The organism is Aquimarina longa SW024 (assembly GCF_001401755.1).
GTDB classification, from domain to species: Bacteria; Bacteroidota; Bacteroidia; order Flavobacteriales; family Flavobacteriaceae; genus Aquimarina; species Aquimarina longa.
Window position 1 is genome coordinate 385,707 of the sequence record NZ_KQ474099.1, and the last position, 14,228, is coordinate 399,934.

The 14,228-nt window shown below is 32.9% G+C and carries 10 protein-coding genes; 4 read left to right on the forward strand and 6 right to left on the reverse strand.

Annotation, left to right across the window (positions count from 1 at the left end; translation table 11 throughout):
- Positions 1-80 precede the first annotated feature (80 nt).
- The 3 genes from N456_RS10710 to N456_RS10720 are packed head-to-tail and all read right to left on the reverse strand — an operon-like array spanning position 81 to position 5,408.
- The gene (locus tag N456_RS10710; protein ID WP_062056726.1) at positions 81-1,652 is read right to left on the reverse strand and encodes a peptide MFS transporter; all 1,572 of its coding nucleotides are present in this window, start codon (positions 1,650-1,652) and stop codon (positions 81-83) included.
- A 14-nt stretch (positions 1,653-1,666) separates the two neighbouring features.
- A complete protein-coding gene (locus tag N456_RS10715; RefSeq protein WP_062056728.1) occupies positions 1,667-3,220 on the reverse strand; it encodes a peptide MFS transporter in 1,554 nt (517 codons plus the stop codon).
- A 16-nt stretch (positions 3,221-3,236) separates the two neighbouring features.
- Positions 3,237-5,408, reverse strand: coding sequence for a S9 family peptidase (locus N456_RS10720; RefSeq protein ID WP_062056730.1), 2,172 nt, complete (start codon positions 5,406-5,408; stop codon positions 3,237-3,239).
- Between the two features lie 374 nt (positions 5,409-5,782).
- On the opposite strand from N456_RS10720, the gene N456_RS10725 reads away from it, so the two are divergent.
- The 3 genes from N456_RS10725 (at position 5,783) to N456_RS10735 (ending at position 8,588) form a co-directional block, all read left to right on the forward strand.
- Positions 5,783-7,099, forward strand: a complete 1,317-nt coding sequence (locus tag N456_RS10725) for a hydroxymethylglutaryl-CoA reductase, degradative (protein WP_062056732.1) — start codon at positions 5,783-5,785, stop codon at positions 7,097-7,099.
- 3 nt (positions 7,100-7,102) lie between these two features.
- A complete protein-coding gene (locus N456_RS10730) occupies positions 7,103-8,029 on the forward strand; it encodes a GYDIA family GHMP kinase (protein WP_062056734.1) in 927 nt (308 codons plus the stop codon).
- A 142-nt stretch (positions 8,030-8,171) separates the two neighbouring features.
- Entirely contained in the window at positions 8,172-8,588 is a 417-nt protein-coding gene (locus N456_RS10735; protein WP_062056736.1) for a hypothetical protein, read from the forward strand.
- 265 nt (positions 8,589-8,853) lie between these two features.
- Here N456_RS10735 and odhB read toward each other — a convergent pair whose 3' ends face one another.
- Both odhB and N456_RS10745 read right to left on the reverse strand, forming a co-directional pair.
- A complete protein-coding gene (odhB, locus tag N456_RS10740; protein ID WP_062056738.1) occupies positions 8,854-10,068 on the reverse strand; it encodes a 2-oxoglutarate dehydrogenase complex dihydrolipoyllysine-residue succinyltransferase in 1,215 nt (404 codons plus the stop codon).
- 66 nt (positions 10,069-10,134) lie between these two features.
- Positions 10,135-12,909, reverse strand: coding sequence for a 2-oxoglutarate dehydrogenase E1 component (locus tag N456_RS10745; protein ID WP_062056740.1), 2,775 nt, complete (start codon positions 12,907-12,909; stop codon positions 10,135-10,137).
- Between the two features lie 115 nt (positions 12,910-13,024).
- Between N456_RS10745 and N456_RS10750 the strand changes: the two genes are divergently transcribed.
- Positions 13,025-13,564 carry a hypothetical protein gene (locus N456_RS10750; RefSeq protein WP_062056742.1) on the forward strand — a complete coding sequence of 180 codons (540 nt, stop codon included), beginning with the start codon at positions 13,025-13,027 and terminating at the stop codon, positions 13,562-13,564.
- A 33-nt stretch (positions 13,565-13,597) separates the two neighbouring features.
- Here N456_RS10750 and N456_RS10755 read toward each other — a convergent pair whose 3' ends face one another.
- Positions 13,598-14,218 carry a hypothetical protein gene (locus N456_RS10755; RefSeq protein WP_148639290.1) on the reverse strand — a complete coding sequence of 207 codons (621 nt, stop codon included), beginning with the start codon at positions 14,216-14,218 and terminating at the stop codon, positions 13,598-13,600.
- Between the last annotated feature and the right edge of the window lie 10 nt (positions 14,219-14,228).

Consider the following 14,228-nt stretch of genomic DNA (forward strand, 5'->3'; position numbering starts at 1 on the left):
AACTAGTCGAAAATACAAACTATTCCTTATTTTAAAACTCCACTTATCCTAAAAAAATAAGTGGAGTTGTTGTTTTTTTATTATCTCACTCCGTGCATTAATTTTTTCAATACAGGATTAAGCAATATCATTAATAACCCTGCCGCTGCAGGTACCACAGTAAATATCAAAAAGAACGTAGTCAATGAATATTCTGAAGTAATACTATCAATCATTCCTCCTAACTGACCTGCAGACCAATTACCTATAAAAATTGCTAAATACCATACTCCAAACATCAACCCTATTAGTTTAGCAGGAACGAGCTTACTAACATAAGACAATCCTACTGGAGATAAAAACAACTCTCCTAATGTATGTAACAAATATGCCATAATCAGCCATCCCATACTTACTGCTGCTGTTTCTGCTCCTTGCGGAATTGACATTGCACCAAATGCTAATAACGCAAAACCAAGACCTAAAAGTATAAGACCTAGCCCAAATTTTACTGCTGCTGATGGATTATACTTACTTTCCCATAATTTAGAAAACAATGGAGCAAATGAAATAATAAATAAAGAATTTAAAATTCCAAACCATGAGGCAGGCACCTCTGTTGCATCAGCATTAAACTCTCTATAAAGTTTCCAAATTACTATTGCCCAAATAATCAAAAAACTAAATCCTAAAATGATATTGGATAACGATATTTTTTTAAACGTTTGGACAAAGAGTTTATATAATACCCAAGTAATGATAAGCAATGGGATGATCGTAATTAATGTATCTACTATTTTAAAGATACTAGCCGCATTTCCTACCAATATTCGATTCGTATATTTATTAGCAAAAATAGTCATCGACCCTCCTGCTTGTTCAAAAGCTGCCCAAAAGAATATAGTAAAGAATGCTAAAACTCCTACTACAATATATCTATGTTTTTGTACTTTTGAACTTTCTTTCACCTCTTCTATTGCATCCTCTACAGTATCTTCTATTACATCGTCTATATCATCCAATTCGAGTTTTTCTGAAGGAGATAGTCCTACTTTTTCCAAAATACTTCTACCAAACCAGAATTGAAGCATTCCTAAAAACATAAATATACCTGCCAAACCAAATCCAAAACTCCAACTTACTTTTTCTCCGATATATCCACATAACATTATACCTAAGAAAGCTCCTGCGTTAACTCCCATATAGTAGATTGTATACGCTCCATCTTTCTTCTCTGCATTTTTATCATACAACCCACTTACTATAGATGTTAAATTTGGTTTAAACAATCCATTTCCCAAAATCAAAAAAGCCAGTCCTACATATAAAAAAGTTGGTGTTTCTAATGCCATAGAGGCATGTCCCAATGTCATTAATAAAGCTCCTAATGCAACTGCTTTTCTATATCCTAAAAATTTATCTGCTATAAACCCTCCAACAATTGGGGTAAGATATACTAATCCTGTATACCATCCATATAACTTTAGAGCGTCTTCATTACTCCATGCCCAACCTCCATTAACTATTTCGCTTGTTAAAAATAAAACAAACAGCGCTCGCATACCGTAGTATGAAAAACGCTCCCACATCTCTGTAAAGAATAATACAAACAAAGAAGGTTTATGACCTAATAAACTAAACTCTTGTGAATCAATTTTAAATTTGGTTTCCATTTATCCTAACGTTATTAATTATCTGCTAATTCAAAACCTTCAGCTTCTTCGTTTTTTAAAACTCTTTCACTTTCTTCAACTCCGTGTGTCAATCTTTTCAATGGCTTTAGAATTGCAATAAATATCAACCCAAAAATTACTGTAAAGCCTACTATTCCCGAAAAAATAGTAAGTTCTCCATATTCACTTGCAGACTCACCAACAATTCCGGCTACTTTGTTTCCTAGTCCTGTCGCAGCAAAATATACTCCCATCATCAGTGATGCATATTTAACTGGTGCTAACTTTGTAATAAATGACAGTGCCACTGGAGAAATACACAATTCTCCTATGGTATGAAATAAATAAGCTAAAACTAACCAAATCATACTTGAAGATCCTGATTTTTCAAACTCCATTGCAGCAAACACCATAAATAAAAACCCAAATCCCATAATTATAATCCCAAGAGCCATTTTAAACAAAGAAGACGCTTCTTTTCCTTTTAACTTTCTTTTTGCCCAAATACTCGCTATTAATGTTGCGAACAAAATAATAAAACCAGCATTTAAACTTTGAAACATTACTGTAGGAATTTCCCAACCAAATAAATTTCTATCTGTATTCGTCTCTGTATATAAATTCATTAACCCTCCTGCTTGCTCAAAAGCACCCCAGAAAATAATTACCATAATAAAAGACAATAATAGTACTAAAAAACGGTCTTTAAACACCTGAGAATCTAGCTCTTTATAAATCATCATTAACAATGCTGTGATCGCTGTTAAGAAAACAAATAATAACCCAAATCCCCACTCTAGAGCATACCAACCATAAATTGAAGCTAATAATAAACATCCTGTAAATATCAATTGCTTAGGAGAACTAAATAGTTTTGCATATAATTTCCCATACGAAACTTCGTTTTCATCATCTTTCGTTGGCACAAAATTCCCAACTTCTTTTAGATATTTTTGTCCATATAAATAATTTAACAATCCTAGAACCATTACTATTCCTGCTAATCCAAATCCTGCATGCCATCCCCATTTTGCGACTACGATTCCTACTATCATTGTAGCTAATAAAGATCCTAAATTAATCCCTATATAAAAGATACTAAATCCTTTATCTCTTCTAATATCACCTTCCTTATAAAGGCCTCCGACCATAGTTGAAATATTTGGTTTTAATAACCCAACTCCTAATATAACTAAACCTAAACCTGTATAAAATGCCCAAATATCTGTTAAAACTAACACTGCATGACCTAAACATAATATTATAGCTCCTAATAAGACCGATTTTTTTTGCCCTAAAAGTTTATCTGCAATCATCCCCCCAGGAATTGATGCTACATATACTAGCATTGTATACCAGCCATAGAGCGCTAAAGCTTCTTTACTTGTCCAACCTAAGCCTGCACCTCTTGGATCTCCTATTGTTTCGGTTGTCATGTATAAAACTAATAATGCTCTCATACCATAGTATGAAAAGCGTTCCCACATTTCTGTAAAAAATAAAATGTATAACCCCATCGGATGACCAAAAAGTTCTTTCTGAGGAGTTGCTTTAACTGTATCTGCCATTATGTTTATTTATTAATTATAAGTTGTTTTTTATGAAGTTAGTCATTTTATTATATAGATGTAATCTAGTGTTACCACCATAAATTCCATGGTTTTTATCTGGATAGATTGCCCAATCAAAATCTTTATTAGCCTGTATTAATGCCTCAACTAATTGCATTGTATTTTGGACATGTACATTATCATCTGCACTACCGTGTACTAATAAGAATTTTCCTTTTAATCCTTTTACAAAATTAATTGGTGAGTTATCATCATATCCTTTTGCATTCTCCTGTGGGGTTTTTAGATATCGCTCCGTATAAATGGTATCATAAAACCTCCAACTAGTTACAGGAGCAACAGCAATTGCCATTTTAAAAGTATTTGGTGCTTTAAATAGACAATTACTAGACATAAAGCCACCATAACTCCATCCCCAAATTCCTATTCTGGATGCATCGATATAATCTAATGCTCCAAAGTGTTTTGCCCCAGCAATCTGATCCTGAACCTCTAAGTTCCCTAAGTCATTCTGTGTAGCTTTCTTAAACTTAGCTCCTTTTAATCCTGTTCCTTTACCATCTACACAAGCAACTATATATCCCTTCTGTGCTAACATCATATACCAATAGTCATTGGAGCTATTCCAAGAATTTTTTACAGATTGAGATCCTGGTCCAGAATACTGATACATTAACAATGGATATTTTTTAGCAGGATCAAAATCCTTTGGCTTAATCATCCATGTATTTAATTCTTCTCCATTAATAGTTATTGTAGAAAACTCTTTAGGTCGCAAGTCATATTTTGTAAGTTTTTCTATCAGCTTTTTATTATTTTTAATCTCGCGTACTACTGCTCCTGTTTTTCCATTATTAAGACTATACTCATACGGTGTAGTCGCATTAGAAAAGTAATTGATATATAAACTATAATCTGCACTAAATTCTGCATCATTAGTCCCTTCTTTTTTACTCAATCGTTTTTTGTTCTTACCATCTAGAGTAACAGAGTAAACATCTCTATTGATACTTCCATTTTCTACACTCTGATAATATATTTTTTTATTTTTAGAGTCATAACCATAATAATCTGTTACTTCCCAAGCACCAGAAGTTACTTGATTAATTAACTCTCCTGTAGAGCTATAATGATAAACATGGTTATATCCATCTTTTTCGCTAGTCCATATAAAACTATTATCTTCTAAGAAAGTAAGGTTATCTGTGATATCAATATAAGCTGCATCAGTTTCATTAAGCACTACTTTTGATACTTTGGTTTTAGCATCTACAAAAATTAAATCCAAATTATTTTGATGCCTATTCAATACCTGTATACTCAAAACATTTGGATTTGCTGTCCATTCGATTCTAGGGATATAAAAATCTTTATAATCTCCTAATTTTATTTCATCAGAAGTCATTTTACTTATATCAGCAACAAATAGAGAAACTTTTGCATTCTTCTCCCCTGCTTTAGGATATTTAAAAACATCTTGTTTAGGATATAGACTCTTATGGTATACATCCATGGAAAACTCAGGAACTTCTCTTTCATCAAATCGTAAAAATGCAATTTTATTACTATCCGCACTCCAATCAAAAGCTCTTACAAAAGCGAATTCTTCTTCATATACCCAATCTGTAATACCATTGATAATTTCATTTTTCTTACCATCATCCGTTAATTGCACTTCTTTTCCTGTTACAAAATCCAACATATAGATATTATTATCCAGAACATATGCTATTTTATTACCATCAGGAGATAGTAATGGAGATTGGATTTTTTGATCACTAACTTTAAAAATACTTTTAGATGGAACATCATAAATATGATAAATTCCTTTTGAAGAATGACGATATATCTGCTCTAACTCGCTAGAAAGTAAAATTCTTTTTTCATCCTTACTAAAAGAGTAATCCTGAAATGAAGATAATCCCCCAAGCGCAGTAGTACTCACCAATGTTCTTGCTTTTTCTCCTGTTTCATAAGTATACACCTCTATATTGGTAGCTCCAGAAGCTTGATCCATTTCCATAACGGCATATTCTTTTCCGTTATTCATAGAATGCAAAGACTGCAATCCTTCTGTTCTAAATGCTCCTCCCCAAATCTCATCTAGAGTAAATGTTTTGTTTTGTGCTGTTACTGCAAAAGCAATAAAAAATGTAATCGTAAAAAATAATTTTGTGATTTTCATATGCTTTTTTTAAAAATCGTTAACGCAAGAATGCTAAAAAATCCGTGAAAAATACAACAATTGCGCTTAAATACCATAAAATATTGACCATATACACTAATAAACTTAACATATCATCAACAAAACAATAAATTTTGATTAGCATTAAACTATAAAAAAGGAATATAAGTAAAGATCGAGAACTAGAAGTCAGAGGAAGGTGGCAGAAACCAGAAACCGGAAAATTGTAGCTTGAATAATGATATTATCATACATTAATAAGTCTAATTGAATAAAAAACTAACTACCAGATACATCAAAAATCATTTGATTATACGTAATACGTATAACAAAACAGAATAGTATATTTGAAGCCACTAAACACAATAAATACGATGACACCTATAGTTTCTGGGTTTTCTAAACTCTCTAAAGCTAACAAGATCAAATGGCTGGCAGAGCATCATTTTAATAATGATCAAAATGTAATTGATACTTTGGCAATGTATTGGAATTCTGATAATGGACTTCAGAAGCTTCATGATGAGTTTACTGAGAATACGATTTCTAACTACTACCTCCCTTTTTCGGTAGCACCAAATTTTCTTATTAACAATAAGCCGTACACGCTACCAATGACTATCGAGGAAAGTTCAGTGGTTGCTGCAGCAAGTAAAGCAGCTAAGTTTTGGCAAACACGAGGAGGGTTTACAGCAAAAGTACTATCAACTAGCAAAGTTGGGCAAGTACATTTTATGTTTATGGGTAGCTCCGTTATCTTAGAGAAATTCTTTACTGAAACTCAATCCAAAATACTATCATCAGTATCTCATATTACCAAAAATATGGAGAAACGTGGTGGAGGTGTAACTGCAATAACGCTTATAGATAAAACTACAGAGATTGACAACTACTATCAATTGCATTGTACTTTTGAGACAGTAGATGCTATGGGAGCTAATTTCATAAATTCTTGCTTAGAGCAGTTTGCAAAAACACTAGTATCCGAAGCAGAAAAGTACAATGAATTTTCTGACACAGAAAAAGAGATAGAGATCATCATGAGTATTCTTTCTAATTATGTTCCACAATGCTTGGTGAATGCGTCTGTATCTTGTGATATAACAGATCTTCCCAGTACCCCAACGTTATCATCACAACAATATGCTGAAAAATTTATAAGAGCGGTACGTATTGCAGAAATTGAGCCCTACCGAGCGGTAACACATAATAAAGGTATCATGAACGGCATTGATGCTATAGTATTAGCTACCGGAAATGATTTTAGAGCAATCGAAGCAGGAGCACATGCCTATGCTTCTAAGAATGGTAAATACTCTAGCCTTACTCATGCAGAGATTAAAGATGGAGTCTTTAAATTTTCTATAGAATTACCTTTAGCATTAGGAACCGTAGGTGGATTAACATCATTACATCCATTAGTAAAACTAGCTTTACAGCTTTTAGAAAACCCAAATTCCAAAAAATTAATGGAGATTACAGCTGTAGCAGGGTTGGCACAAAATTTTGCTGCGATAAACTCATTAATCACTACAGGGATCCAACAAGGACATATGAAAATGCACCTTATGAATATCCTAAATCAATTTAAAGCCACCGAAACTGAAAAACAACAACTCATACATCACTTCAAAAACAATACGGTTACGCATAGCGAAGTTGTAGCACAAATCAAAAAGTTAAGAGTCTAAACTATGCAAAAGTATTTTTACAGTCATGGTAAACTATTACTTACTGCAGAATATCTCGTCTTAGATGGAGTAACTGCTCTGGCACTACCTACCCAAAAAGGACAATCGCTACTCGTTACAGAAAATGAAACTAATGCTATTCTCTGGAGAAGTTTTGATGATCAAGATAATTGCTGGTTTACAACACACCTCATACCAAGCGGAAATACCTTTATACAAGCTATAAAGAATCCCGAACCAGATATCATCACCACCACATTAATTAATATTCTTACTGCTGCAAAAGCATTAAACCCTAACTTCCTTTCTATAGAAAAAGGATATTATATAGAGAGTAAATTAGAATTTAATCGGCAATGGGGACTCGGGTCTTCCTCTACTCTAATCAATAATATTGCACAGTGGGCAAAAGTAGATGCATTTACACTATTAGAAAATAGTTTTGGAGGTAGTGGATATGATATTGCGTGCGCACAACGCGACACTCCTATTCTATATCAACGTAACCAAAACATCCCTAAAATAACAGTAGCTGATTTTAACCCAATATTTAAAAATCATCTATTTTTTATTTACTTAAATCAAAAACAAGATAGCAAAGCATCAATTAAGCATTACCAATCTTTATCTCTTAAGGATTTTGACAAAGCTGCAACAATCATATCAGAAATCACATCTGCACTGGTACATTGCTCTTCACTCAATGAGTTTCAAAAATTAATAGATTTACATGAGAATACCATATCCAACATCATTAAAACCCCTACTATAAAATCAATTCTATTCCCAGAGTACTCTGGCAGTATCAAAAGTCTAGGAGGATGGGGTGGAGATTTTGTTTTAGCCACAGGCAGTATTTCTGACATTGATTATTTTACATCCAAAGGATATTCAATTAGTATCCCTTATAAAGAAATGATATTAGAATAACATTCTTCAAAAACAAGAACTATAGGCATAAAAATAATCCAATTAAAAAATAGGGTAATCCATTATTTATATGTTATTATATATACCGCTATACATTTCATAAATCATTTTTCATATTAAACACCCCAAACCTCATATCATCATGAATCTAAAAATTTTATTTTTCGTATCATTTTACATATTTAGTAATTCTGCTTCTTCTCAATCTATTATAAATGTTCCAAATTCAAATCAAACTTTAGCATATCAACCAAATTCTTTTTCGCTTTACAAACCTCAAAACCTGTATTTTAAATACACCAAGGGTACAAATCCTAATTACTTGCTTCATCATAATTTTAACACTACTCTTTACATTAGTACAACAAACCAATCTGTTAATAATAGTATTTTGTATCAAAATGCAAAGTCTCTATCAAAAATTCAGAATAAATCTTACATGCCTATATATCGAGAAGGAACATGGGACAATCCTCTTAACGTAACATCTCTTAAAGATGTTATCCTTACTGATTTTGTATATTCTGCGATCGAGATTTGGAATTTATTTAAACTATAGCTAAATAAAAATCATCTCTTTTCCTTAGATCAATCTCTATATTGAATAGCATTTTTAATACTATTACAACACTCAGTATTACTTGTTAATTTATTGTTCTTTTAGCCCAGATACACTCATCTGGACATAATATTAATGATCAGCAATCCATTTATCCTTAATCAAATTGTCTATCCTATATTTCAGATAACATAAAAAAAACAAAAAGCCTTCGTTTTTTAAGTTTAAACGGAGGCTTCTTTTTAAGGTTATAAAAATAAAATTATTACAATTCTAATGCTCTAGTTATATTAGAATTCATAAGTAATTCTTCTGGGTTTTCTAATGCTTCTTTTACTGCTACAAGAAAGCCTACTGATTCTTTACCATCAATAATTCTATGATCATAAGATAGTGCTACATACATAATTGGTGCTATTACAATCTGTCCATCTCTTACGATTGGTCGCTCTACAATATTATGCATCCCCAAGATTGCACTCTGTGGCGGGTTAATAATTGGTGTAGATAGCATACTACCAAAAACTCCTCCATTAGTAATCGTAAAGGTCCCTCCTGTCATCTCATCTACTGTAATCTGTCCATCACGAGCTCTAATTGCCAGTCTTTTTACTTCTGATTCTACTCCTCTGAAACTTAAATTTTCTGCATTACGAATTACAGGTACCATTAATCCTTTTGGTCCAGAAACAGCAATACTAATATCTTGAAAATCATAAGAAATCATTTCCTTACCATCTATCATTGAATTTACAGCTGGAAACAACTGCAATGCACGTACACATGCAAGAGTAAAGAAAGACATAAAACCTAAACTTACTCCATGCTTACCTTTAAATGTTTCTTTATACTTACTTCTAAGATCAAAAATAGGTTGCATATCTACCTCATTAAAGGTAGTAAGCATTGCTGTTTCATTTTTTACAGAAACTAACCGTTCTGCAACCTTACGACGCAACATTGATAATTTTTTACGAGATTCTCCTCTAGCACCAAGCCCTGGAGTTCCCATTGATGGTTTTGCATCTAATGCATCAGCTTTAGTAACACGACCATCTCTACCTGTACCTTTTACCTGTGCTGCATCAATTCCTTTTTCTGCCAATACTTTTTTAGCAGCGGGTGAAGCTGTTCCTGTAGCATACGTTTCTGCCTTAACTGGTGTTGTTGGAGTTTCTGCTTTTTTCTCTTCTACTTTTGGTGTTTCTGTAACTGGTGCTACAGTATCTCCATCAGGTTTAGCAGCATCAGTATCAATATGACATACTACCTGACCTACTGCTACTGCATCACCTTCTTCTGCCATAAGTGTAATAACACCACTAGCTTCTGCTGGTAATTCTAAAGTTGCTTTGTCACTGTCTACTTCTGCAATTGCCTGATCTTTTTCAACATAATCACCAGTCTCAACAAGCCATTGAGCTATTTCTACTTCTGTAATAGATTCTCCCGGTGATGGGACTTTCATTTCTAAAGCCATAATTCTGAATTTATCCTTTATATAATTTCTCTTGGAAACTTCTAACTATACTTATTTTATAATCTTTTATCTTCTTTGATTGTTTTTTGTCTTATCAAACACATAATCAATCACTTGCTGATGTCTTCTTTTTGATCTAGTTGCACTACCTGCTGCAGGAGCACCGTATGGTCTTCTACTTGCAAATCTAAATGTTTTTGCGGCATCATAATTCATTAACATATGGCTTAATGCTCCCATATTACGGGGCTCTTCTTGTGCCCATATAACCTCATCTGCCTTATATTTATCAATAACTTTATCCATTTCAGAAGCTGGTAAAGGAAATAGTTGTTCTATCCTTACCAGAGCTACATCTTTCCGTCCTAGTTTTTCCTTTTCTTTCAATAAATCGTAATAAAATTTACCGGTACAAAAAACCAATGATTTTACATCTTTGGTTTTTGCATCTGGGTCATCTAATACTGTTTGGAAACTTCCATTAGCAAATTCATCTACAGAAGAAACTACTTTCTTATCCCTTAATAAACTCTTCGGAGTAAACACAACTAATGGCTTACGATAATTAGCTTTCATTTGTCTACGTAACAAATGAAACATGTTAGCTGGTGTTGTTACATCTGCTACAAACATATTATCCTTAGCACACAATTGTAAATATCGCTCCATACGAGCCGAAGAATGTTCTGCTCCTTGTCCTTCATAGCCATGTGGTAATAACATCACTAAACCATTTTGGAGTTTCCACTTATCTTCTGCTGAAGAAATATATTGATCCAACATAATCTGTGCTCCATTACCAAAATCTCCAAATTGCGCTTCCCAAATAGTTAATGTTTTAGGGCTAGCCATAGCATACCCATAATCAAACCCTACTACTCCATATTCTGATAGTAATGAATTATAGATATAAAAATCTCCCTGATCTCCTTTTAGGTTATTTAATAACACTACTTCTTCTTCACTATCTTCTACCTTGATAACAGCATGTCTGTGTGAGAATGTTCCTCGCTCTACATCTTGTCCACTCATTCTTACGTCGTATCCTTCTTTTAACAAAGAACCATACGCTAGTAATTCTCCCATCGCCCAATCTAGCTGATCTTTTTCAAAAAAGCCTTTATGACGCTCATTTACAATCTTCTCTATTTTACGAAGGAAGTTTTTATCTGCAGGAAGTTTTGTTATAACTTCTGCTATTTCTGTTAATTTATCTTTAGGATAGGTTGTATCAACTACATCCATCATCTCATCTTCTTGCACTCTTTCAAACCCTGCCCATTCATCTTGCATAAATGGAGTAATAATAGTTTTTTCTTGCTTACGAGAGTCTTGTAACTCTTCTTCTAGAGATGCTTTATATTCTTTTTCGAGCTGAGTAACATAATTCTTATCTATAATACCTTCTGATATCAGTTTTTCTGCATAAATATCCCTCGGGTTATTATGTTTAGCAATAGCTTTATATAGTTTAGGCTGTGTAAAACGAGGCTCATCCCCCTCATTATGACCATATTTACGATACCCTAATAAGTCTATAAATACATCACGCCCAAAATTCATTCTAAATTCTAATGCAAAATTAGCCGCATGAACTACTGCTTCTGCATCATCTGCATTTACGTGCAATACTGGTGATAGGGTAACTTTCCCTATATCTGTACAATATGTTGATGATCGTGCATCTAGATAATTTGTAGTAAAACCAATCTGATTATTTACAATTATATGTATGGTCCCTCCTGTTTTATAGCCATCTAACTGAGCCATTTGAATAATTTCATACACTAGACCTTGCCCTGCTACAGCGGCATCCCCATGAACTACAATTGGTAACACCTGCGAGATATCATTTTTATAATGTGTATCTTGCTTTGCTCTTGCAATTCCTTCTACTACTGCCCCTACAGTTTCTAGATGTGATGGGTTAGGTGCTATATTCATATTAATAGCTTTCCCAGAATCTGATTCTCGTTTAGAAGTCCATCCTAAGTGATACTTTACATCTCCGTCAAATACTGCTTCTTCATAATCTTTACCGTCAAATTCGCTAAAAATGTCTTTAGGGCTCTTTCCAAAAATATTGGTAAGGGTACTTAAACGACCACGATGTGCCATCCCCATTACAAACTCTTTAACACCTAGATTTGATGCTTTCTCTACTAATGCATCAAGTGCTGGTATAAGAGATTCTCCTCCTTCTAAAGAAAAACGTTTCTGTCCGACATATTTGGTATGTAAAAAGCTCTCGAAAGAAACTGCTTGATTTAGTTTTTTAAGGATATGTTTTTTTTGGTCAACAGAGAACTTAGTTCTATTGCTATTAAAGTTAACTCGAGCCTGTATCCATTCTCGTTCTTCGGGGTTACGAATATACATATATTCGATACCGACAGAATCACAATAGATTTGCTCTAAATGAACAACAATATTGCTCAAGGTATTAGGACCTATACCAATAATTTCTCCTGCGTTAAAAACAGTATTAAGATCTCTCTGACTTAATCCAAAATTTTCTAATGCTAGTGTAGGATTATATTTTCTTCGTTCTCTTACAGGGTTCGTTTTAGTAAACAAATGTCCTCGAGTTCTATATCCGTCTATCAAACGAACTACCTGAAATTCTTTTTGAACATTTTGAGGAACTGTAATCGTTTCTTCAGATGTCTGATCTACATGTAAGAATTCTCCTGATTCATCGGCGTTTTCTAACCCAAAATCAAATCCTTGAAAAAATGCACGCCAACTAGGCTCTACACTATCGGGATTTTGCAAATATTGATCATACAAATCTGCAAAAAATGCGGTATTAGCCGCATTCAAAAATGAATATTTATCCATATGTAAGTATTCAACTGTCTTTTTAATGATAAAACGTCACAAAAATACAACAATTACTGTATAATAAGTATTGAATTATTTATATTTATATCATAATTCTTTTATAAAATCAATAATGATATCATATCCTTATCAAAATATCATAGTCTCAATATTAATTCTCTTCTTATTTTTTTCTATACAAAAAGGATACTCTCAGAATGATGATTTTTGGTCTAATGTACATTTTGGAGGTGACATAGGTATTGGGTTCTCTAATGACACATTTAATGCTGTTGTCGCCCCTGCTGCTATATATGAGTTTAATGAGTGGTTTAGTGCTGGACTGGGATTACGTTTTGGATATAGTAGTTTCGAAAACGATAGACTCAACCAAAAAAGAAAAGATATCAATTATGGAGCAAGTATTATTACATTACTTAATCCTTTACCTAAATTACAAATTTCTGCAGAGTTTGAAGAAATGGGCGTGAATAGAGAAATCAAAACTGCAAATCAAAAAATTACTGATAATTATTGGTATCCAGCACTATTTATTGGAGCCGGATATAGAGTAGGTTTTATTAGCGTAGGTCTTAAATATGATGTACTATATGATGATAAAAAAAGTATTTATGGAAGCCCCTATGCTCCCTTTATAAGGATGTTTTTTTAAAAAAACATCCTTATAAAGGGAGGGAGGTTATATTTACCACATATGAAAAATGCAACTTGGTTTATTTCTATACCTAATAAGTTTCTTTTCGGCTTTACGAAGTAATCTATATTTATAGTTTATATCCTCTACATTATCTTTTAAACAGGCATTTTTTTCAAAATCCATGGAATTAAAAAAGTCAGAATCCCATTCTGAATGTTTTTGCATGTTTCTTCTTTCATAACATGATGCAATAAGATCATCCTCAAAAAGTGTTCGGAATTCTACAACTTCTAATACTTTTTCCATTGACGAAGATTTTTCTTGTGCGTTTTCATAATAAAAAGTATTGAAACGAATAATTTCAGAAATCAAAGTTTGCATCCTCAACGTATCATTTTCTATAAAATAATATTCCAAACTAACATCTGCATGCTGCTTATACAAATGTTTTATAAGCTTTAATTTTTTGTTCTTGTAGTAAAAATTAATATTTCCGGAGAAATATTCAGAGCACTTGTATTTTTTAAATACTTGCGTAATCAAAGTATCTTTTTTATTGATCGCTTCTAAAAACGCCTCATACATGATGTTAGTTGCATTCTGAGACAGCTCTTGTCCATACATAAAAGTTAAGAAAAAAAAGAAAAAAACACTACCATATATCTTCATTTGTTTATAC

Bases quoted from the DNA above. Each gene is read 5' to 3' on its own strand.
- odhB (WP_062056738.1), bottom strand. From the start codon at position 10,068: ATGGCTTTAGAAATGAAAGTCCCATCACCGGGAGAATCTATTACAGAA.
- N456_RS10710 (WP_062056726.1), bottom strand. From the start codon at position 1,652: ATGGAAACCAAATTTAAAATTGATTCACAAGAGTTTAGTTTATTAGGT.
- N456_RS10735 (WP_062056736.1), top strand. From the start codon at position 8,172: ATGAATCTAAAAATTTTATTTTTCGTATCATTTTACATATTTAGTAAT.
- N456_RS10745 (WP_062056740.1), bottom strand. From the start codon at position 12,909: ATGGATAAATATTCATTTTTGAATGCGGCTAATACCGCATTTTTTGCA.
- N456_RS10725 (WP_062056732.1), top strand. From the start codon at position 5,783: ATGACACCTATAGTTTCTGGGTTTTCTAAACTCTCTAAAGCTAACAAG.
- N456_RS10750 (WP_062056742.1), top strand. From the start codon at position 13,025: ATGATATCATATCCTTATCAAAATATCATAGTCTCAATATTAATTCTC.
- N456_RS10720 (WP_062056730.1), bottom strand. From the start codon at position 5,408: ATGAAAATCACAAAATTATTTTTTACGATTACATTTTTTATTGCTTTT.
- N456_RS10715 (WP_062056728.1), bottom strand. From the start codon at position 3,220: ATGGCAGATACAGTTAAAGCAACTCCTCAGAAAGAACTTTTTGGTCAT.
- N456_RS10755 (WP_148639290.1), bottom strand. From the start codon at position 14,218: ATGAAGATATATGGTAGTGTTTTTTTCTTTTTTTTCTTAACTTTTATG.
- N456_RS10730 (WP_062056734.1), top strand. From the start codon at position 7,103: ATGCAAAAGTATTTTTACAGTCATGGTAAACTATTACTTACTGCAGAA.